This is a genomic window from Tsuneonella flava (assembly GCF_002870965.1).
Taxonomy (GTDB): Bacteria; Pseudomonadota; Alphaproteobacteria; order Sphingomonadales; family Sphingomonadaceae; genus Tsuneonella; species Tsuneonella flava.
In genome coordinates this window covers 64499-85469 of sequence record NZ_PHSO01000002.1, presented here as the reverse complement: position 1 = coordinate 85469, position 20971 = coordinate 64499, and the positions used below count along the sequence as shown (strand labels likewise).

18 protein-coding genes and 2 tRNA genes are annotated in these 20971 nt (G+C 60.2%); 9 read left to right on the top strand and 11 right to left on the bottom strand.

Features of this window, described 5'->3' with window-relative positions; all coding sequences use genetic code 11:
• Positions 1 to 110 precede the first annotated feature (110 nt).
• Positions 111 to 779 (bottom strand): prolyl hydroxylase family protein, encoded by a 669-nt coding sequence (locus CV013_RS02225; protein ID WP_102153652.1) that lies wholly within the window; start codon positions 777 to 779, stop codon positions 111 to 113.
• 110 nt (positions 780 to 889) lie between these two features.
• On the opposite strand from CV013_RS02225, the gene CV013_RS02220 reads away from it, so the two are divergent.
• Positions 890 to 1444 (top strand): cytochrome b, encoded by a 555-nt coding sequence (locus tag CV013_RS02220; protein WP_102153651.1) that lies wholly within the window; start codon positions 890 to 892, stop codon positions 1442 to 1444.
• A gap of 95 nt (positions 1445 to 1539) precedes the next feature.
• On the opposite strand, the gene CV013_RS02215 is transcribed toward CV013_RS02220, so the two are convergent.
• On the bottom strand, positions 1540 to 2421 hold the full coding sequence (locus CV013_RS02215; protein WP_102153650.1) for an RcnB family protein: 882 nt from the start codon (positions 2419 to 2421) through the stop codon (positions 1540 to 1542).
• 203 nt (positions 2422 to 2624) lie between these two features.
• Between CV013_RS02215 and CV013_RS02210 the strand changes: the two genes are divergently transcribed.
• Positions 2625 to 3935, top strand: a complete 1311-nt coding sequence (locus tag CV013_RS02210; protein ID WP_102153649.1) for a chloride channel protein — start codon at positions 2625 to 2627, stop codon at positions 3933 to 3935.
• Between the two features lie 200 nt (positions 3936 to 4135).
• On the opposite strand, the gene ettA is transcribed toward CV013_RS02210, so the two are convergent.
• A complete protein-coding gene (gene ettA, locus CV013_RS02205) occupies positions 4136 to 5812 on the bottom strand; it encodes an energy-dependent translational throttle protein EttA (protein ID WP_102153648.1) in 1677 nt (558 codons plus the stop codon).
• A gap of 126 nt (positions 5813 to 5938) precedes the next feature.
• On the opposite strand from ettA, the gene CV013_RS02200 reads away from it, so the two are divergent.
• On the top strand, positions 5939 to 7315 hold the full coding sequence (locus CV013_RS02200) for a M20/M25/M40 family metallo-hydrolase (RefSeq protein ID WP_102153647.1): 1377 nt from the start codon (positions 5939 to 5941) through the stop codon (positions 7313 to 7315).
• A gap of 163 nt (positions 7316 to 7478) precedes the next feature.
• On the opposite strand, the gene CV013_RS02195 is transcribed toward CV013_RS02200, so the two are convergent.
• Both CV013_RS02195 and alr read right to left on the bottom strand, forming a co-directional pair.
• Positions 7479 to 8738, bottom strand: a complete 1260-nt coding sequence (locus tag CV013_RS02195) for a D-amino acid dehydrogenase (protein WP_102153646.1) — start codon at positions 8736 to 8738, stop codon at positions 7479 to 7481.
• The gene (gene alr, locus CV013_RS02190) at positions 8735 to 9880 is read right to left on the bottom strand and encodes an alanine racemase (protein ID WP_102153645.1); all 1146 of its coding nucleotides are present in this window, start codon (positions 9878 to 9880) and stop codon (positions 8735 to 8737) included. Before alr ends, CV013_RS02195 begins: the two co-directional genes overlap by 4 nt.
• A 119-nt stretch (positions 9881 to 9999) precedes the next feature.
• Here alr and CV013_RS02185 point away from each other — a divergent pair, with 119 nt between their 5' ends.
• On the top strand, positions 10000 to 10446 hold the full coding sequence (locus CV013_RS02185) for an Lrp/AsnC family transcriptional regulator (protein WP_102153644.1): 447 nt from the start codon (positions 10000 to 10002) through the stop codon (positions 10444 to 10446).
• Positions 10447 to 10578: 132 nt separating this feature from the next.
• On the opposite strand, the gene CV013_RS02180 is transcribed toward CV013_RS02185, so the two are convergent.
• The 4 genes from CV013_RS02180 to CV013_RS02165 all read right to left on the bottom strand — a co-directional run bounded on the left by CV013_RS02180 (position 10579) and on the right by CV013_RS02165 (position 13578).
• Positions 10579 to 10655: transfer RNA gene (locus tag CV013_RS02180), tRNA-Pro, on the bottom strand.
• Positions 10656 to 10675: 20 nt separating this feature from the next.
• A tRNA-Ile gene (locus CV013_RS02175) sits at positions 10676 to 10751 on the bottom strand.
• A 52-nt stretch (positions 10752 to 10803) separates the two neighbouring features.
• On the bottom strand, positions 10804 to 11805 hold the full coding sequence (locus CV013_RS02170) for a polysaccharide deacetylase family protein (protein WP_223805344.1): 1002 nt from the start codon (positions 11803 to 11805) through the stop codon (positions 10804 to 10806).
• Between the two features lie 51 nt (positions 11806 to 11856).
• Positions 11857 to 13578, bottom strand: coding sequence for a sensor histidine kinase (locus CV013_RS02165; protein WP_102153643.1), 1722 nt, complete (start codon positions 13576 to 13578; stop codon positions 11857 to 11859).
• A gap of 268 nt (positions 13579 to 13846) precedes the next feature.
• Here CV013_RS02165 and CV013_RS02160 point away from each other — a divergent pair, with 268 nt between their 5' ends.
• From CV013_RS02160 to CV013_RS15790, 4 genes are all read left to right on the top strand, one after another.
• Entirely contained in the window at positions 13847 to 14311 is a 465-nt protein-coding gene (locus CV013_RS02160) for an Lrp/AsnC family transcriptional regulator (protein ID WP_102153642.1), read from the top strand.
• An 81-nt stretch (positions 14312 to 14392) separates the two neighbouring features.
• Entirely contained in the window at positions 14393 to 14806 is a 414-nt protein-coding gene (locus CV013_RS02155) for a DUF2946 family protein (RefSeq protein ID WP_102153641.1), read from the top strand.
• Between the two features lie 159 nt (positions 14807 to 14965).
• Positions 14966 to 17119: a TonB-dependent receptor gene (locus CV013_RS02150; protein ID WP_102153640.1), complete on the top strand. Its 2154-nt coding sequence runs from the start codon at positions 14966 to 14968 to the stop codon at positions 17117 to 17119.
• A gap of 13 nt (positions 17120 to 17132) precedes the next feature.
• A complete protein-coding gene (locus CV013_RS15790) occupies positions 17133 to 17804 on the top strand; it encodes an energy transducer TonB family protein (RefSeq protein WP_102153639.1) in 672 nt (223 codons plus the stop codon).
• On the opposite strand, the gene CV013_RS02140 is transcribed toward CV013_RS15790, so the two are convergent.
• Both CV013_RS02140 and CV013_RS02135 read right to left on the bottom strand, forming a co-directional pair.
• Positions 17798 to 18466, bottom strand: a complete 669-nt coding sequence (locus CV013_RS02140; RefSeq protein ID WP_232806550.1) for an FABP family protein — start codon at positions 18464 to 18466, stop codon at positions 17798 to 17800. The genes CV013_RS15790 and CV013_RS02140 overlap by 7 nt on opposite strands.
• Positions 18467 to 18910: 444 nt before the next feature.
• Positions 18911 to 19555: a hypothetical protein gene (locus CV013_RS02135; protein ID WP_102153637.1), complete on the bottom strand. Its 645-nt coding sequence runs from the start codon at positions 19553 to 19555 to the stop codon at positions 18911 to 18913.
• Between CV013_RS02135 and CV013_RS02130 the strand changes: the two genes are divergently transcribed.
• Positions 19527 to 20969 (top strand): efflux RND transporter periplasmic adaptor subunit, encoded by a 1443-nt coding sequence (locus CV013_RS02130; protein ID WP_223805345.1) that lies wholly within the window; start codon positions 19527 to 19529, stop codon positions 20967 to 20969. The two genes, CV013_RS02135 and CV013_RS02130, sit on opposite strands and share 29 nt — an antisense overlap.
• The last annotated feature ends 2 nt before the right edge of the window (positions 20970 to 20971 follow it).

Below are 20971 nucleotides of genomic sequence, written 5' to 3'. Positions count from 1 at the left end.
CCGCGTCGCTGCGCTCCTCGCAATGACGAGGGGGATGTGAGGCTTCAGTCTATCCCGACAGCCTGCAAATGGCGGCTTTGCTTCCGCCACGCTCTGGCGCAGCCCGCCGCTCACCCCCACTTGCGGGTGCGATACCAGCGGGTGAGCACGTATTTGACGCCTTCGATCACCGGGGTGCCCGCGTGCAGCGTGCCTTCGTTGGGAGTGCCATCGGGCAGCGCGTTGTTCCACACCAGCAGGACGCCGGGCTTAGGGGCGATCTTGATCTCTGCCTCCACGAACTGGGTTTCGCCGCCCTTTCCTACTTCATTGAGGAATGCCATTGCGGTCCAGCTGCGTTGGCCACCGCGTTTGCGTTCCGATTTCCAGTAATCCTGATCGGTATAGAACCAGTCGTTGTGGGCCTTGAATTCCTGCCCGGGGGCATAGCGCTGCCCTTGCAGGGTCTCGCCGCAGATACCGTTGATCCCCATCAGGTCGTCGATTCGGCGGCTGACGGCCATGACCAGCGGATCGAATGGCTCCAGATCGCCGGAATAGGAGGTGCGGAAACCGGATTCGTAATCCTGATCGTACAGCGAACTGGGCCGGGCGACCGCGTCGATCATTCGCATCATCCGGTCGCATTCGACCGGAGTGAGAAACTCGCCGATCGCCCAGATTTCCGCTTTATCTGTCGGGACTTTGTAAGCCTTGGGATCGGCATCGAGCCGCGCGCGGACCGTTTCGCCAATGCGGCGCAGCGCGTCCTGATCGGGGATCGTCTTGGTCTTCGCCATGCCGGTTTCCTAGCAAGCTGGCGCATGGTTTCAAGCCTGCCGCTTGCGGTGATTCGCACCATCGCTACAACACTGCAGGAGTCGGGGGACCATACTTGGGGAATTCTACGATGAGCATGACACAGGGTGCCAAATACTCGAAAGTAGCAATGCTGCTGCACTGGCTGATCGCGATTGCCGTGATCGCCAACTGGCAGATCGCCGAACGTGCACACGATCTGCCACAGGCAGAACGGGGCGAAGTAATGTCCTATCACTTCTCGCTTGGGATGACGATCCTGCTGCTCACGCTGCTGCGGGTGATCTGGCGGCTGATGCACCGTCCTCCCGCTTTGTCAGCCGGTCTCAAGCCGTGGGAACGTATTCTGGCGAAGACAACACATACGCTGTTCTACATTCTGCTGATTGGATTGCCGCTGGGTGGCTGGATCGCCATGTCGGGCTATGGTTCGGGCGTTCCTTTCTGGGGCCTGTTCGAATTCCCGGCACTCCCGTTGGGGCTGGACGAGGGGACCGGGCATGAAATTTTCGAGCTTCATGCCACTGCGGGAACTGTGCTGATCTATCTGGCCGGGCTTCACGTGCTCGGCGCGCTCAAGCACACCTTCGTCGACAAGGACGGAAATTTGTTCCGAATGCTGCCGTTCGGCACCGCGCGCGACTGAGCGTTCATATGAAATCCCCCGCCAGCGTATCGCTGGCGGGGGCTCCGTTTGACGACGAACCACTCGAAACCGTCGTCAACGAATAAGTGGCTGTTTCACCAGAAGAAGTTGTGGATCACGTCGACCACTTCGCCGCTGTAGATGTCCACCAGCAGCACATCGTCGTAGTAACGCACCCAACGATACGGGCCATAGGCGGGCGGCAGGCGGTAGTAGCCCGGATCGTTGATCCAGTACCGGCTACTGAAGAACAGGTTGTTCAGATAGAATCCGATCCCGACCCGGCTGTATCGATAGCCATTGTACGGCGCGTAATACCGTCCGATGCGGAAAACGCTGCGGTTGTGGCTGCGATAGTGGTGCCAGTCGTAGTGCGAATTGCTCCGCCAGTTGCGGCTCCACCGCCGACTGTCACGGCGGTGATCCCAGCCGTTCCGGTCGCGATTCCAAGTCTGACGATTGCCATTCCAATGGCGATTGTCACGGTTGTAGGTGCCTCGGGAACGGTTGTCGGTTCGCCGGTTGTCGCGCCAGTTATTGCGGCGGTCGCCATCGCGACCGGAATAAGTGCGGTTGCGATTGTTGTCGGTATAGCTGCGATTGCGACCGCTGCGATCCCACGCGGGAACTCCGGCCTGTTGTGCATCGGTGCGTGTGTCGGCCGGTCGCGAATCACTGCGGTTCCACGTCCGGGTGCCACGGTCATTACGGTTCCAGTTGCCGCCGCTGCGTTGTTGAACGACGGGGGCGCGCTGTTCGGCTCGGCGTTGCGGTGGGGCAGTTTGAGTTTGGACAGGGGCTCGCATGGTGCGCTGCGGCCGTTCTTGCCGCGACTGGCGTTCCATGCGCGGGGCATCTTCGCGGCCCCAGCGCGGGCCTCTTTCCGCAGCGGTGGCAGCGGAGGGGAAGGCCGCAAACATCATCGCTGAAGCGATCGCTGCGGCTGCCCCGGTATGTAGTAAGGCTTTTAAAGTCATGGCGGCTCTCCATCATGAAGCCGCTCCACCACCTGCGGCCAATATGCGATGAATCGTTATTTAGTTAAGCTAGGCTGTCCTTTATCTGAACGAAAAAGAAAAAGGCGATTTTGTGGCAACCATGCTCGACATGTGGCAGACGGAGGAATAAGCGCCGTGTTATGAGGTTGCGCTTCCCCTCAAGCCGACGCCTGCGCCAGTCCATGCCAGACGAGTTCGTCAATCCAGAGGATTGGGGGCGGCGCATTGCAACGCTTGTCGCGGCGGTATTGGTTGGTCTGGGCGCGTTGACGTTCGCATGGGCAGGCGACCGCGCGCAGGATACGTTCGAACATCTCCAGCGCAGCTATCCCTGGATTCACCTTGTGGTTACGCCTGCGCTGTTCGCCGGGATCATATGGGTCACGATGCGAATTGCGCCCGAATCCCGTGGCTCAGGCATCCCACAGGCGATTGCCGCCAGCCATCAGCCCAACGGAAAGGCGGCGCAAGCACTGGTGTCTGTGCGCGTAGCTTTGTTCAAAGTGGTGGCGACAGTTGCGGGAATGTTCGGTGGAGCGTCGGTCGGGCGTGAAGGGCCGACAGTACAACTGGCCGCTGCGCTGATGGTGAAAGTGCACCAGATCCTCCACGTGCGGGTTACATCGGGTGTTGTGATCGCCGGTGGTGCGGCCGGGGTTGCGGCGGCGTTCAATACACCACTGGCAGGGATCGCCTTTGCTATCGAGGAACTGGCTGTCGCATATGAACAGCGTGTGGCGGTCCTGGTCATGGGTGCTGTGATGATTTCCGGCCTTACGGCACAGGGGTTGGCGGGCAACTACACCTATTTCGGAGTGATCGATGGCAGCTTGCCTGTCACGACCGTGCTGATCGCTGCGCCGCTGGCGGGTATTGTCGGCGGGGCGCTGGGCGGCTTGTTCGCGCGACTGATGCTGGCGGCACGCGGCCCGGCGGGAAAATGGGCCGGGCCGTTCAAGGCGCATCCGGTCAAAGCTGCTCTGGTCTGCGGGATCGTGGTGGGGGCGCTTGGCTTCGTGACATCAGGGGCAACATCGGGCACTGGCTATGCGCCGACCAAACTGATGCTGGAAACCGGTTCGCACGGCGATTTGTGGTTTGGCCCTGCCAAATTCATAACTGCGCTGGCGACGAGTGTGAGTGGAATTCCCGGTGGAATATTCGCACCATCATTGTCGGTGGGTGCGGGGATCGGCCATCTGTTCACTCCGCTATTCGCACCGGAAAATGCCGGGATGATCGTGCTGCTGGGTATGGCGGGTTATTTCACCGGCGTTGTCCGCGCGCCGCTGACGGCGGTAATCATCCTGTCGGAAGCGACTGGTAATTCGACCGCCATTCTGCCCTTGTTTGCCACTGCGCTGATTGGGGACTGGGCCGGAGCGATGGTGTGTCGCCAGCGGCTGTATCATGCGCTGGCGGAAGGGTTCATCCCGTCAACGCCTGAAGAGTCCGCCAAAGCGAGTGAGGGTGTGGAAATCGAGAAGCCTTGAAGCAGGAAGCTTTGTGGTTTGTCGTTTTGTCCACACGAAGACACTAAGGCACGAAGATGAGCGTGCGGCAGCAATCAAACCGTTCATGCCTTTAGTGTGAGAATGATGGCTGCCGCACACGGGCCGCCACCATTGCTCCACTTCTTCGTGCCTTAGTGTCTTCGTGTGAACCAATCCAGGCCCACCGAAGAAGCCTCCTATCAGCGCGTCAGTTTCTTGTACGCAAGGCGCGTAGGCCGATCTGCCGCATCGCCAAGGCGGCGGCGCTTGTCTTCTTCATACGCTTCGAAGTTGCCTTCGAACCATTCGACATGGCTGTTACCTTCGAAGGCGAGGATATGTGTTGCCAGACGATCGAGGAAGAAGCGATCGTGGCTGATGACCACAGCGCAACCGGCGAAGTTTTCAATCGCCTCTTCCAGTGCGCCCAGTGTTTCCACATCGAGGTCGTTGGTCGGTTCGTCGAGGAGCAGCACGTTGCCGCCCTGCTTCAGCATCTTGGCCATGTGCACGCGATTGCGTTCACCGCCGGATAGCTTACCGACGTTTTTCTGCTGGTCCTGACCCTTGAAGTTGAACGCCCCGACATAGGCACGTGTGCTCATGTCGTGGCCATTGACCTTCATGTAATCGAGCCCGTCGGAAATTTCCTGCCACACGTTGTTCGATGCAGTCAGATCGTCGCGGCTCTGATCGACATAGCCCAGTCGCACGGTGTCGCCAATTTCCAGCGTCCCGCTGTCGGGCTGCTCCTGGCCGGTGATGATGCGGAACAGGGTCGATTTACCTGCGCCGTTGGGTCCGATCACACCGACGATCCCGCCGGGGGGCAGCATGAATGACAAGTCTTCGAATAGAAGCTTGTCGCCATATGCCTTGGTGATGCCTTTCGCTTCGATGACTTTGCCGCCGAGCCGTTCGGGCACCTGAATGACGATCTGCGCCTTCCCCGGCTTGCGATCGTTCTGCGCGTCCTGCAATTGCTCGAACTTGCGGATACGAGCCTTGGACTTGGTCTGCCGCGCGCTGGGCGTCTGGCGAATCCATTCGAGTTCGCGGCTGAGCTGTTTCTGGCGACCCGATTCCTCGCGATCTTCCTGATCGAGACGCTTGGCCTTCTTTTCGAGGTAGGTCGAATAGTTGCCTTCGTAGGGGAAGTACTTCCCGCGATCGAGTTCGAGGATCCAGCCGACCACGTTATCGAGGAAGTAGCGATCGTGGGTGATCATCAGAACCGCCCCCGCATATTCCTTCAGATGGTTTTCCAGCCATTCGACCGATTCGGCATCAAGGTGGTTGGTCGGTTCGTCAAGCAGCAGGATCGACGGCTTCTGGATCAGCAGCCGGGTCAACGCGACGCGGCGCTTTTCACCACCGGAAAGGTTGCTGACTTCCCAGTCGCCCGGCGGGCAGCGCAGTGCCTCCATCGCGATTTCGAGCTGGTTGTCGAGAGTCCACCCGTCAACTGCGTCGATCTCTTCCTGAAGAGTGCCCATTTCCATCATCAGATCGTCGAAATCTTCGCGATCCGGGTCACCCATCAGGCCGGTGATTTCGTTGAAACGATCAACCTTGTCCGCCACTTCGCGCGCGCCATCTTTGACGTTTTCAAGGACGGTCTTGCTCTCGTCGAGATGCGGTTCCTGCGGCAGATAGCCGACAGTGATGTTCTCACCCGGCCAGGCTTCGCCCGTGAAATCGGTGTCGATCCCGGCCATGATTTTCATCAGGGTCGACTTACCCACCCCGTTGGGGCCGACGATGCCGATTTTAGCCCCCTGATAGAATTGCAGGTTGATGTCCGACAGAACCGGCTTCTGTGCGCCGGGGAAAGTCTTGGTCATGTTCTTCATGACGAATGCATATTGGGCGGCCATCAGTCGTCCTTCGGATGTCGCTGGGATGTGAGAAAACGTGTGGCGGCAGATAGGAGGAGTCAGGCAGAAGGGCAAGCGCGGTTAAAGGGCTTGGCACTATCAGCCGATGCCGATAGCTAAGCCTTCATGCAGAAAACCATTTTCGCGCTTGTCGCACTGTCGCTTGCATCCCCGCTTCAGGCCACTTCGCTCAAGCAGCCAACGGTGGAGGCTGTCGCTGATAAGGTGCTTGAAAGCGATACGGTGGCATGGAATTTCGTCGAAGGGATCACGACCGAAATCGGGCCGCGGATGGCGGGGACGGAGGCGGAAGCGCGTGCCCGCGATTGGGCACAGGCATGGCTGAACGCCAACGGCTTTGCCAATGTGAAGGTCGAAACCTTTCCCATTCAGGGCTGGGTGCGCGGGGAAGAGAAGGCATGGGTTGTTTCCCCCTTCGCGCAACCGCTGACGATTACTGCACTGGGGCGTAGTGTCGCCACTCCGCCTGGCGGAGTAACGGGCGAAGTGGCCTATTTCCCGAGCTATGCTGCGCTGGAGGCGGCACCTGCGGGTAGCCTTAAGGGAAAGATCGCTTTCATCGATCATCATATGAAGCGCACGCAAGACGGGTCGGGTTATGGCTTTGCCGGCCCCGCGCGGTGGACCGGTCCGGGGCTGGCGGCGAGCAAAGGGGCGATCGCAACGGTTATCCGTTCTATCGGTACGGAAAATCACCGGACTCCCCATGCGGGTGGAACGAGCTTTCCCGATGGGGTTGCCGCTACACCGGCAGGGGCATTGTCCAATCCCGATGCCGACAATCTCGTGCGGATGATCAAGCGGGGTAAGCCGCTCACGCTCAGGCTGGTGTTGACGCCAAAGGATTTGGGGGTTGTCGAAAGCGGCAATGTGACCGGGGAAATCATTGGGCGCGATCCCTCTCTGCCACCGGTTTTGCTCGCTTGCCATCTCGATAGCTGGGATATGGGCACGGGTGCGATCGATGATGGCGCCGGATGCGGAATTGCCGCCGCCGCCGCGAAAGGCGTGGCATTGGCCGGACAGCCTCTGCGGACGATTCGCGTGCTATTCGCCGGTTCGGAAGAAACCGGGCTATGGGGATCGAAAGCCTATGCTGCGGCACATAAGGGTGGGAAGATCGCTGTCGGGATCGAGAGCGATTTCGGTGCCGACCGCATCTGGCGAATCGATACCAATTTCACGGAAAGCAACCCTGCGCTTTATAAGCGACTGGCGGACGCAGTCGCGCGGTTCGGAGTCACGGCAGGCAAGGACGAAGCCACTGGTGGTGCAGACCTGAACCTGGCGCGGGAATCAGGGGCGGCAATCATCGATCTTAACCAGGATGGCACGCATTACTTCGATCTGCACCACACACCTGACGACACACTCGACAAGATCGATCCCGCAGCCTTGCGGCAAAATGTTGCTGTATGGACTCAGGTGACGGGCATTCTGGCCAACGAAAGTGGTATGATCAAACCTGCTGATCAGAACTGACGTCAGCGAGTTGCGCGGCGGGAAATCACGAGAACAACCTTTGCGAAACGGGGTCGGGAGAATTCAATTTCGGTGATCGCTGCACGGGGCCATCCGGTTCGCCCAATGGATATACAACCAATCAGGCGCTCGCATTGCGTTTGCAGGGCAAGTTACTGCTGTTTCAGCGTAAATAGCGGGCGATGTTGAAGCCTTCAGGTTCGACAGGTGGTTTTTTGCCCGAAATCAGATGGGTGATGAGACTTGCGGAGCCGCATGCCAGCGTCCAACCCAATGTGCCGTGGCCCGTGTTCAGGAACAGGTTGCTTACCGGAGTGGAGCCGACAATCGGAGTGCTGTCCGGGGTCATAGGCCGCAAACCGGACCAGAAATTCGATGATGCGTCATGGTCCGCTGCGCCCGGAAACAGATCGTTCAACGAATGGCGTAAGCTGGCTTCGCGCGCAGGTGGCAGCGCTGCGTTGAAACCGGACAATTCCGCCATTCCGCCTACGCGGATACGATTGCCGAGGCGGGTGATTGCAATCTTGTAGCTTTCATCAAGCAAAGTGGACACCGGAGCGAGTTCGGGGTTCGAGACCGGCAATGTGATCGAATAACCTTTCACCGGATATACCGGCACCCTTATGCCCGCAGGCGCGAGCAGAGCGGGCGTATAGCTACCGGTCGCCACCAGATAGGCATCGCCTTGGACCACGCCTCTCTCGGTGCGTACGCCTGCAATGATGTCGCCAACGCGATCGATAGCGTCGATGCGCGTGCCGTATCGTATATCGACATTCGCGCCGGCGAGGCGGCGGGCGAGTTCGTTGGTGAACAGGTGGCAATCGCCTGTTTCGTCGCCCGGCAGGCGCAGGCCGCCCACGAACCGCTCGCGCGATGCGGCAAGGCCTGGCTCCGCGCCGATGCAGCCATCGGGGTCGAGCACTTCGTATGGTACGCCATAGCTTTGCAGGACCGCGATATCGCCTGCGCTTGCATCGATTTGCTTGTGGGAGCGGAACAATTGCAGGGTTCCGCGCGAACCGTGATCGTATTGCAGATTGAGCCTGTTTCGCAGTGCCACAAGTTCGTCCCGGCTATATTCCGCCAGGCTGATCATCCTGCTTTTGTTCAATGCATAACGGGCTTCGGTGCAATTGCCGAGCATAGCCGCGATCCAGCGTATCATCGCCGGATCAAGGCGAGGGCGCAGGATCAGCGGAGCATGTTCCATGAACAGCCAGCGCATTGCCTTCACGGGAATGCCGGGTGCCGCCCATGGGGAGGCATAGCCCGGCGAAATCTCGCCGGCGTTAGCGAAGCTGGTTTCCAGTGCCGGGCCGGGTTGTCGGTCCAGCAAGACCACTTCATGCCCGGCTTCGGCCAGATACCACGCCGATGTGACGCCGATTACGCCGGCGCCCAAGACAACGACTCTCACACTAGCTCTCCTGGATTGAGGACTTCGATATCGCCTTGTTCGGAATATATCCGCTGATGGCGCGACCCGATCCGGGTCAGAATTTCATAAGCGATTGTGTCCGCATCGCGGGCCACATCGGCCAACGTCTGCGATGGCCCGATCAGCTCAACGAAGTCGCCTTCGGACAGAGTCTGGCTGGTGAGCGCATCGAGGCAGACGGTCATGCTATCCATCGATACGCGGCCTGCGATGGGTAGTCGGATTCCGTTGAAATAGGCCGCGCCGATTCCGCTCAGGCTACGCGGCCAGCCGTCGGCATAACCGATTGCGATGGTCGCCAGCCGTTGCGCGCCCGGCGCGACATGCGTCAGTCCGTAACCTACACCGGTTCCGGCAACGATCTTGCGAATCTGCAAAACGCGCGCACTCAGTCTTACGACCGGGAGCAGGCTTGCGGTGCCGGGGCCGGGATCGACACCGTAGAGCGCGATGCCGGGGCGGACCGCATTGCAGTGGAATGCTTTGGCCAAGATGCTGCCTGCGCTGTTGGCAATCGAGCTCGGGACATCGGGGAACAAAGCAGACAGACTGGAAAAGGTTGCAAGCTGATCGCGATTGGCTGGGTGGGTCGGTTCGTCAGCGCATGCCAGATGAGTCATGAGTAACCTGAAGTCGATTTCTCTTCGTAAAGAAGGATCTCTGGCCAAATCGGCGGCCACTGCCGCGGGCAGGCCGAGCCGTGACATTCCGCTATCCACTTGCAACGCGGCGGGCAGCGCCTGCCCCCGTTCGCGAGCCAGGGTGCGCCAGTTCCGGAGTTGAAGCGTGGAATTGATTACCGGGAAAAAGCCATGATCCGCACATAGTGCTTCGTCGCCCGGATCGATTCCGTTCAGAACGTAGACCGTGCTGTCAGGACCAAGAACAGGCTCTATCGCAATAGCTTCGCAAAGCTGAGCGACGAAGAACAGGCGGCATCCCTCGCGCTGCAATGCAGGAACCACCCGGCAGGCGCCAAGCCCATATGCATTGGCTTTTACTACCGCACCGCACTGGGCGGGCTCAGCCTTGCAGGAGATCTCGCGATAATTGGCGCGTAAGGCATCCAGATCGATTTCCATGATACTGGACGCGGCATATTGGTGATATCGTTCGGCCATGGCCACCTCCCTGCCGTAGGGATAGGGGACAAAGATTCGAAATATCTGCCGATGTGGCGCGGTTTATTCTGATCTTCGCTCGTAATATGCACGAGCTGCGAACAAATGGATTATTTTGCATGGCCATGCTGGACGAGATCGATCGCCGGATAGTGAAGTGTCTCCGGCTCGATGCGCGGATCACCAACAATGCTCTTGCCGAAGCGGTCGGCCTGTCCCCGTCAGCCTGCCTGCGCCGCATCAGGATTCTCGAACGCACGGGCGTTATACAGGGCTATACCGCAATTATTTCCGGTATGGGGCCGGGAGAAGGTATGAGCGCGATCGTCCAGATCGAACTGGAGCGTCAGACAGAAGAATATCTCGCCCGGTTCGAAAATGCGCTGCGGATGCATCCCGAGATTCAGGAATGGTATCTGATGACAGGCGATGGCGATTATCTGCTGCGCGTACAGATCGCCGGGATCGACGATTACGGACAATTCCATCGCGATGTACTGTCGCGGTTGCCGGGGGTGTCTCGTATCACATCGAGCTTCGCCATGCGTAGCCATCGGGGGCGATAACGGATTGGATCTGATTTCTGTCCGGGGCGCTCACTTTATGGCGCAACCGTACATAGAAGTTATCCTCGTCAGCGCACAGACTACATTACGAAGCGAGCCCCGAAATCATACAATGCAGCGGTTTTCGAAGGTTGGTCGGGGAGACAGGATTCGAACCTGCGACATCCTGCTCCCAAAGCAGGCGCGCTACCAGACTGCGCTACTCCCCGACGTTACCTTCCGGCCCCGGTGGTGGGCCCGGCAGGATTCGAACCCGCGACCTAGCCGTTATGAGCGGCCAGCTCTAACCGCTGAGCTACAGGCCCGTTCCGGTTGCCGGAGCGCGCCCGGTAGCGGCCATCGCGCCAACTGGCAAGCTTATCGAAGCCCCACGGCCTGTACAATTTGTGCAACAGAGGTCGGAAGCACCTTGCGATTGGCGAGATAGGCGTAGACCCGGTCGAGCCATTCGTAGAACTTTTCCCGATCCGCCTGATTGCGAACATAAGGTGTATGTCCGATAGCAAGTGACGGCGAGTGGAAGCTCATCACCAGCAGGGGAAGCCCGTCGTCAATTGCGATGTCGATCCCGCGCAGCGCCTCTTCCACGCTCACACCTTCCGGGGTCAGTGCGATTTTCTCAAGCAGGTTAAGGCGCGAAAATACGCCGCGGCCATGTGGTATACGATCGAGGATCGGGTTGAGGGCGCGACCCTGCTTTCGCAACAGGCCCCAGTAAACGGTAGTCAGCGGGAGTTCGAGCAGCCGCCTTTCGCTGTCCATCCAATAGGGAGACAGAGGATGATTGGCGTAATTCGGTCCATCGTCCGCGCGATAATCAAAATTGGCGCGTACCGAGGTGTCGATGAGTATACCTGTCTCCCGCAGCAGATCGGCCGTGGCCGCCCCCGCTCCATAACGGCCTGCACGATAGATCAGCGGTTCGCTGCCGAACTTTTCCGCAATCGCATCGCGCAGCAGCAGAAATTTCTCACGCTCCAGTTGCGGAGGCAAATTTCCGGCATAGGAATTGCGGGCATTGACCTCCTCCTCGAAAGAAGGATTGACCCACGGGTGCAGGTGGATACCCACTTCCGCTTGCCCATTCCTCACTGCGCTGCCGAGGATTTCGACAGCAGCAGGCGATTGAACGATAGGCCAGTCGACCAGATAGAGCGGAACAACCCCGCGCTTTTCGCAGAATTGCTGGAAATGGGCGATGTCGGGTACGTGATTCAGACTGTGCCGGTCGCGCGTGAACGGCGCGTCCCAGTCGAATTCCTCTTCGGTATCGACTGTCAGCAATGATCGTTGGCCAAAGTCAGGGCCAAAATCGGCTTGCCGGCCATCGGGCGGAACAGCGATGATTGATCGGTCCAAACGCAACCCCTGTCATTCGGTAATACATCTAGTGCTCTATACGCGCACCAGTTAAGCTTCGGTTGCGCTCATCGCCGGTTGGGTTGCTGCCAGTTGCGGCAAAAGGAGGATCAGCCGCGATCCTTCACGGTGCAAATCTCCATGAATGGCGCGGGCCTCTGCACGGGCCAGCCGCAAGGCAAAGCCTGTACCGAACATGCCGGCGCTGACCGATCCCGTTGCACGGGAACTATCGGTGAAGATATCGTCTCGCGCAGCGAATGCAGCGGGCAGGTCACACGATAGCATGATGACACCATCGGTATCGGCGACTTCCAGCCTGAGCCGCTCGTTGGCGCCGACCGATCCGGCAAGGGTTGCCAGCAGCCGCCATGCCAGCGCCTCTGCATCTTCGCAGGCAAGCGGGACAGAGGCATCGCGGTTTCCGTGCTGGTCCAGCTCGAACGCAGAGCCACGGGATTTCAGCACATCCTGGAGCTGATCGACGGTGCGACCGAGGACTTCGGCGAAATCGCAATGCCCGAGTTGAAGCTCCAACGCTCCACTTTCGAGCCTGGCAAGCCGGTCCAGTTCGTCGAACCCCGCCAGCATACGCGCTGCATCGCCTGCAATCGTTGCTGCAAGCGCGCGATATTCGTGGGGTGTCGGGCCGAACAGCTGCTGCTGAATCACTTCGGCAAAACCCTGAATGGCGTTCACCGGTGTTTTGAGTTCGTGCAGCAGCTGGCGCATCAGATCGGCGCTGCGATCGGTTTGTGGCCGATCCACCACGGTGTCCGCAGGGGGCGGGCGGCGGAAACGCCCGGCATAGCCATAGAAGCGTCCGCCCGGATCGGTGAAGCGCGGTGCCGCATCCACGATCCAGTTCCCGGTTACCATCGGGGCGCCTTCCCAATGCAATTCGACATGCCGTAAAGGTTGGCGATGACGCTTCGCAGCCTCTCTCGCGGGGGGCAGGATAGCGCCGACAACCATCGGTGCTACATTGCGTTCCGCCCAATCGATACGCCCTTCGCTGTCGGTCGTGAAGGCAAAGCCGATCAGTGGCACCCGGCCATTGTCCGCCTTTTCGCCCAGCGGCAGACGCGGTGCGTTATCCGGTTGGGGGCGATTGCTCCGCGCCTTACGGAAACTCTCGATCCGGCGGACCAGTGCGCCGATTTCACCATCGTCGCCATCGTCGTTCGTATCCCGAACGGGCGCTGTCGCGGCGTGATCATTGGCAGGGATCGGGCGGATCGGCGAGACGGCTGCGGATTTCGCGCCGAGGCGTTCCGCGATATCGGCTGCCGGGCTGGAGTTTTCAGTTTCTGCTGCTTCTTCGGCAACATCCGGGCGAGGTAAACCGCGGTCGTGAACACCCAGTCGTTCGAGCAGCTCTTGCGTTTGCGGCGGCAGATCGCGGCGCAGGCGCAGAAACCCACGGGCACGAACCGGCAAACGGGGAATGGTCGCCTCCCAGTCGTCCACCGAAAGTTGTGCTACCGCCAGAGCGGAGGCGGCGACTTCGGGTTCGTCATCCGCCAGATGCAGCGCCAGTTCGGGGTTGCGAAAGCGCAGTCCCGGTTCGCGGATCATCGCAGCGCGATCGGGCACTGGAATCGTTTCACCCAAGGCCGCGAGGCGCAGCCATGCAGCGGCCAGCATCGATTCGTCACCTGTCGTGCGTCGTGCGCCGAGCAGGTCGAGCAACTGCCGATACTGTGTACGCGCCGCACGTTCGCCGGCGGCGCGATGGCGCAGCACTGTCGCGAGGCGGTCGTCGATCTGCATTGCCTGTACGTTACTCTCTGCTGTGGACCGACATCGAATGCGCGATTCGGCTGCCTTACACATTGCCGCGCTATTAATTCCTAACACCTTGCCTTCCATTCGGAATTCATCGCGCGGGTCACGTTGCAAAGTGGGACAATTGCTGCCAGAAACAATAATATTAGCTGTAGAGGCGATTCTTTGCGGCTTTCGTTGCTTTGCCTGTGGTTTCATTGCTCGTGCATGACCGTAGGTAGGGGAGAGTAGGGGCTCAGGCAGGGGCGCGGCAATGGCCAACCTTGATGATATCGACCGGAAATTGCTTGCCGAATTGCAAAGCGAAGGACGTGTCACGAATGTCGAACTCGCTACGCGCGTCGGACTGACTGCTCCGCCATGTTTGCGCCGGGTACGCACCCTGGAAGAAGACGGGGTCATCCGCGGCTATCACGCCGAACTCGATCCGTCGAAGCTGGGCTTTGCCATCACGGTGTTTGCGATGGTCAGTCTTAAGAGCCAGGCCGAAAATGCCTTGCGCGAATTCGAGGCGCATATGCACAGCCTGCCGGAAGTGCGCGAAGTGCATATGCTGAACGGTGAAATCGACTTCATTTTGAAAATCGTCAGCCGCGACTTGCAGAGTTTTCAGGAATTCCTGACCAGCAAGCTGACCCCGGCACCCAATGTCGCCAGCGTGAAGACCTCGCTGACCATTCGCACCTCCAAGCACGAGCCTGGCGTTCCTCTCGAATAAATGGTGAGGCGTCTGTCGCAATCGATCCTCTGGGTACGGTTGTGGCTGACATATCATTCTTTTGGCTCTAGCTGAGCCGCCATGAACGCCCTGCGCGCCTTGATTCGGCAGCATCGCCACCTCGCACTCGCGCTGGTGGTAGTGGCGTTTTGTATCAAAGCCGTTCTTCCGGCCGGCTTCATGCTTTCACCGTCGAGCAATACTGTGCTGACGGTAACGATCTGTACCGATGGCACCGGTGCCCTCAGGCAGATGAAGCTGATTATACCAAGCAAGCCCAACGGCGGCGGCAGTTCTACCGACCATGCCAAGAAGGATGGGCACTGCGGTTTCACCAGCCTGTTCCATGCTGCATTGGGCGGCGCGGATGGTGTGTTGCAGGCGCTGGCATTTGCGTTCATCCTTGTACTGGGCTTTGCCCCCGCGCGTGTTTTGCCCTTCGCGCCTGCGCTGTACCTCCGGCCGCCGCTGCGCGGGCCACCTGCGACTGTCTGATATCCTGAACTGACCGCCGGAACTGCCGCCTCGCCAAATTGCAGAGGTGAGCACTGCGGCAGTCGCAACGTATCCAGACTCAACTGCCCGTACCACAACGTTTGCGCCGCGCGGTTTGATGCCTTCGCCGCGCTGCGGGCAATCGCAGGAAGTTATGAAATGAAGTCCAGAAATTCCATCGCCCTTCGTGCCGCTCTGGTTGCCGGGTGCGCGCTTGCACCGCTGGCTGCCCATGCACAGGAAGCGACCCGGATCGATCCGATCGATGTCGATTCCGAACAGGCCAGTGCACAGATCGCCAATAGCCCGATCACGGGAAGCCGTATTGATCGCAAGACACTCGATCGTAAGCAAGCGACCACGAGCGATACGGGGGCTGTTCTGTCATCTCTGCCGGGCGTCAGCGCCGCAACCGGTGGCGGGTTCTCCTCTATGCCGTCTATTCGCGGTTTGTCGGAACAACGGCTGACAGTGCTGGTTGATGGGTTCGCTATCGATGCGGCGTGCCCCAACGATATGAATCCACCGCTGTCCTATACCGATCCGCAATCGATCTCTTCGATTGCTGTGCTGACGGGTGTTGCACCGGTCAGCAGTGGAGGCGACAATATCGGCGGGGTTATTTCGGTAGAGAGCACCCCACCGCAGTTCGCCACGAGCGGAGAAACACTGATCACCGGTAATGCCTCCACCTACTACCGCTCTAACGGCGATGGATTTGGCGGCGCAGTGAAGCTGACGGTAGCGGGCAGCAATCTGAGTGCGACATATACCGGATCGTACAGCCAGTCCGATCAATACGACGGCGGTGACAATGACGGCATCGTGCGATCGACCGAATATGCCAAGACCGACCACGCGCTGGCGCTGGCCTGGCAACACGCCACCGGGCTGCTGCAAGTCAAAGGCGGCATTCAGTACGCGCCCTACGAAGGGTTCCCGAACCAGTACATGGACATGGTCGATAACAAGAGCTGGTTCCTCAACGCCAGCTATGCCGGATACTACGACTGGGGCGATATCGACCTGAAGGCGGCCTATCGCGACACCGATCACGAGATGAACTTCCTTGAAGACAAACTGCCCGGTTCGATGCCGATGAACACCGAAGTGCATAGCTTCGATGCATCGGCAAAAGTCACTGTTCTTGCATCGCCGCACGACACAGTGCGGCTGGGCGCGGAATACCACCATCAGTGGCTGGACGATTACTGGCCGCCGGTTGCAGGCAACATGATGATGGGGCCGAACACTTTCGTGAACGTCAACGGTGCCACCCGCGACCGGATTGCCGGTTATGGCGAGTGGGAACGTCACTGGAGCGACCGGCTGTCTTCCATCGTCGGTGTGCGGTTCGATAGCGTGACGATGGATACCGGCGATGTGCAACCATATGGCACCGGGATGATGCAGATGGCCGATGTGCAGGCCGCCGCAGCGTTCAACGCCGCCGACCGCCATCGCAGCGATGGTAACTGGAGCGGGTCGGCGCTGCTGGTGTATGACCTGTCCGGCAATGCCGCACTGGAGCTGGGCTATGCCCATAAGGTCCGCTCGCCCAATATCTACGAACGCTATAGCTGGGGCCGCGGTTCGATGGCGAGCCGGATGATTGGCTGGTATGGCGATGGCAACGGCTATGTTGGCAACCTCGATCTGAAGCCGGAGCGGGCCGATACGTTCAGCGTGGCGCTTGCACTGGGCGGAGAGGCGCAGGGCTGGAACCTGCGGATTGCGCCCTACTACACCCGCGTAAACGACTATATCGATGCGGCTCCCACTGGCGTAGTCTTCACCGATATGATGGGGCAGCCGACCGGGTTCGTGCAGTTGCAGTTCGCCAATCAGGATGCCGAATTCTATGGTGTGGACCTGTCTGGCGCAGTGCAGATCGCCAAGGGTAGCGGGAACGATGGCACGCAGTTGACTGCTTCGGTGTCGTGGCTCGAAGCGAACAACCTCAGCGATGGCGGGCCGGTCTATCGCCAGATGCCGCTCGATGTGAAGGCAGGTGTCGCCCATCGTTCGGGGGCGCTGGAACTGAGTGCCGATGTCGAATGGGTGGCGGAGAAGAGCCGGGTCGATGCGACGCGGGGCGAGCCTGTTACCGATGCCTATGCCCTGGCCAATATCGGTGCGGCTTATACCGTGTCGGGCGTTCGGGTGAGCTTCGACGTGACCAATCTGTTCGACAAGGGATATGCCTTGCCGCTCGGCGGGATGTCGCTCGGCGATTACAAGGCGACCGGCGTATTGCGGACTGTGCCGGGCCGTGGCCGTTCGTTCAACGTCGGCCTTTCGACGAAGTTCTGACCAGGCGCGGGCGATGGCCTTTGCCGACACGCGCACTGGTTGGAGCCTGCCCGGCCTCGCCGCCGCGATCGCAGTGCATGGCGCACTGCTGGTCGCGGCGGTATCGGCCTTTGCCGTTGCCGGACGGGGGGACCGGCACCATCGCACCCGCGATGTGATCGCGATATTCGAAGCGGTGGAGAGCCCGGTGCCACCACCCCCATCGATGGAGGGGCGCAAAGCTCGCCGGGTTGCACCTCAGGTTCGACCGTCACCGCGCCCCACTGGTAAGCAACCGCCGGTTGTTGCCGACGCCCCATCGATGCATCGCCCACCGAGCACCCCATTACCGCTAGTGCCGGTTCCCCCCACAGTGCGCGCTCCGTCGCCCGATGTGCCCCGCCCCGCGCCGCCGCACGTGCAACCAGCCACGGCCAAGGCCGACCCGCTTGCCGCCTATGCCGCGCAATTGCGGGCAGCGATCATGCGCTGGAAACCACGTGGCTTGCGGAAGGAGGGGGAGGCGACGGTGGCCTTCACCCTTACTCCCACAGGGCAACTCACCGCGGCCCGTATCGCGCAATCGAGCGGCGATGTGCAGCTGGACCGTCTGGCCTTGCGAATGGTGCGTCAGGCGGCGCCATTCGCGGCCCCGCCCGACGATGCGGCCAGCCTCGATTTCACTATCGCAGTGCGGTTTCACTGACCTTTCGCGTTGCGAACGATCTCTGCCCAGGGGTTGAGGTTGGGTTCGGCCACTTTGGTTAGCCGGTTGGTGTCGCGATGGAGGAACGGTTCCCCTTCGCAGCGGATCGCCAGCATCGTTTCCGAGACATAGCTCCACGTGCCGTCAGAGTGGAAGGTTACGTCCAGTTTGTAGGAATCGGTGCGAAACGCCCCTTCCAGAAATTCGGTCGAACAGATGCCGTAACTGGTCGATCCGCGCTTCGCCGCGACAGTGAAGCTATCCGCATCTGCTTCAGCGAAACCCGATGCCAGCGCGACTTGCCCGCGCGGGATAGCCAGCGTTTGCTGGATCAGGCCGGTGGCCGGTTCCCACAACCAGTATCCGATCTGGTCGTGAAACGTGATCTCTTCTTCCGGATCGTTGATATGCGTGTGATAGCGCAGGCCATAGAGCAGTTGCGGCCCGTTGGGTTGGGGATCGACCGGCTGCAGTTCGATCCGTTCGATATAGCTGCGTTGCTGCGGGCCATCGGCCTTGGGGTTGATATCGACCCCCGATTTGCCTTCCCACACCCCCGCCAGCCGCAGCAGGGGCCCCAGATGGGCGAGCGTATCGGGATCGATGTCTTCGGGTTCGGTGTAGATATCGTCAGGGATCGTCATGCCATGTCCTGTTGCCATTTTCCGCATCAAGCGGACGGAGGGCCATTCGGTCAAGCCTGCGTTTCCCGTTCAGACTTCATTGCAGTTATCTGAAGCCGTGGACCACATGTTACACAGTCCTGAGCAAGAAAAACCCACTCCGCCCGCAAGTGCGAACACGCCCCGGACCAGTCCGGGGCGCGGCGGCTTTATGCGATGCAAGGGGGATGTAGGAAAGCATCGGCGCGGAGAGGACGGGAAGTTGCTTTCTCCCGCGGCTACCCCGGCCTTGAGGCGGGGCCAGCTTTCCGCGCTTACCTCTCCCTTCGTCATTGCGAACGGAGTGAAGCAATCCATGGGGTGAGGTACTCGCCTATCGCGGCGGTTGTGAGAGGGGCGATGAGCGGGCCATGGATTGTCGCATCGCCTGCGGCTCCTCACAATGACAAGGGACGGGCGCGGTTGGGGAGGGGCACCACCTGCCTAACGAATGTCGAGATCGAGCAAGGTAAACCGCGCTGGGCCGGTGGCATAGACTCCGTGGCTACGGCGGCCCATCGATCCGAACGCGATCCCAAGCTGAGATGTATCGCGCAGCGCGGCCCGAAAACCGGCTGGGTCGCTGCTGTTGGGCTGGCCATTCACATTGGTCCAGCGTTCGTCGAACCGCACGGTGACAGTGTGTTCGCCCGGCGCCAGCGGGATGACCGCGCGGGCAGGGACATACCAGCGATACGATGCGTATTTGCCCTTGGCGGTCCATGTATCGCGGGCGCGCTGGAAATAGAGCGAGACTGTGGCGGTCTGGTCAGGGTTTTCAGATGGGACGAAGCGTGTGCCCGCAGGCGCGTCGATGCGAAAACGCATTGTCAGTTGCTGCGCCCCGCCCAATGGATGTACCGCAGTGGTCATTGCATCGACTTCGCCCGACCCGGCAACCGGGAAAGCGAACGATACCGAGCCATTGGCACCGGGAGCGGGATGGGCAGGCATTCCGACCGAGTAATTCCGGCCACGCACCCATGGGCCAATATCCCACTGCGCGGCGGCAGGGATTTCTGCGACAGCAACCGATGCGGCGGCAAGGCACAACGCCGGTATGGCAAAAGCGAAGGCAGAGCGTTTCATGCTGTCGCTCTATCCAAACGTCCGTGATCGGAAGCTGAATGCCGGGGCGAGCCGGGTTTCAGGTGGTGCTGCATCATCCGGTTATGTCCGCCAGATGGTGCCGACAGACACTTTGATAATCAATCGCATTGCACCGCCGCGGATTATCGGCAACAAACGTCTTTCAGCCCGCCTCTCTCCCCTGATTTGCCGGATTCCTGTGACTGATAGCTCCCTCGCTCGTCGACTGCTTACTTCTTGTCTGGCCGTATTGCTGATCTCCGGCGTTGCCGCCTGCGGCACCGGTGATGGTGGAGCGGGCAAAGGAGACCGGGCCGCCACGGTCGGTTACGTCGTGGCGCAGCCGTCCACTGTTCCGGTGCCCGTTACTTTGGGCGGGCGCGTGGTGGCATTCCAGACCAGCGAAGTGCGTCCGCAAGTTAATGGATTGATAAATAAGGTTTATTTTTCAGAGGGTGGCTATGTAAAGGCGGGGCAGCCGCTGTTTCAGATCGACCCGAGCCTGTATCGGGCCGCGGTTGAGCAGGCACGTGCCAATCTGACCAGCGCGCAGGCCAGCGCCGCTGCCGCCAGCGCAAAAGCCGATCGCTACAAACCACTGGTCGAAATGGGCGCAGTCTCGCAGCAGGATTATACCGATGCGCTGGCTGCGGCCAATCAGGCGCGTGCTGCCATCGCGCAGAGCCGCGCTGCGCTCGATACCGCGCAGATCAACTTGCGCTTCACGACAGTGCCCGCGCCGATCGGTGGGCGTATCGGTCGCTCGCTGTTCACCGTTGGCGCGCTGGTCAGCAACAATCAGAGCGATCCGCTGGCAGTGATTCAGCAGACCGACCCGGTCTATGTAGACATGCAACAGTCGGCTGCTGAACTTACTGCCTTGCGGCAGAGTCTGGCGCAAGGTGGTTCGGCAGCGGGCAGCACGACGGTTCATCTCACTCTGGACAATGGCAGCGAATATGCGCTGCCCGGCACAGTGCAGTTTTCGGAAATCTCGGTCAGCGAAGATACCGGCACGGTCACACTGCGGGCGCGCTTCCCCAACCCCGCCGGGCTGTTGCTGCCCGGCATGTTCGTCAATGCCAGTTTCGATCAGTCCAGCCAGACAGGTGTGTTCCGTATCCCGCAGCAGGCGGTGAAACGCGATTTCGACGGAGCTGCCTATGTCTATCTGGTGGGTAAGGATGGCAAGGCAGAGCGGCGCACTGTGACGGCGGAGCGGACGGCAGGTTCCGACTGGGTGATTACATCGGGGCTGAAAGCCGGTGAGAAAGTCATCACGCAGGCGCAGGATACGTTGAAAGCGGGGGCGGCGATCAGACCCGTTCCGGCCAAAACGCCTGACCGGGTGGGTAAGCCGCCTGCGGATAAGCCTGCCGCTGGTGCGACAGGTTCTGCCGGGCAGGGCGGCTGATC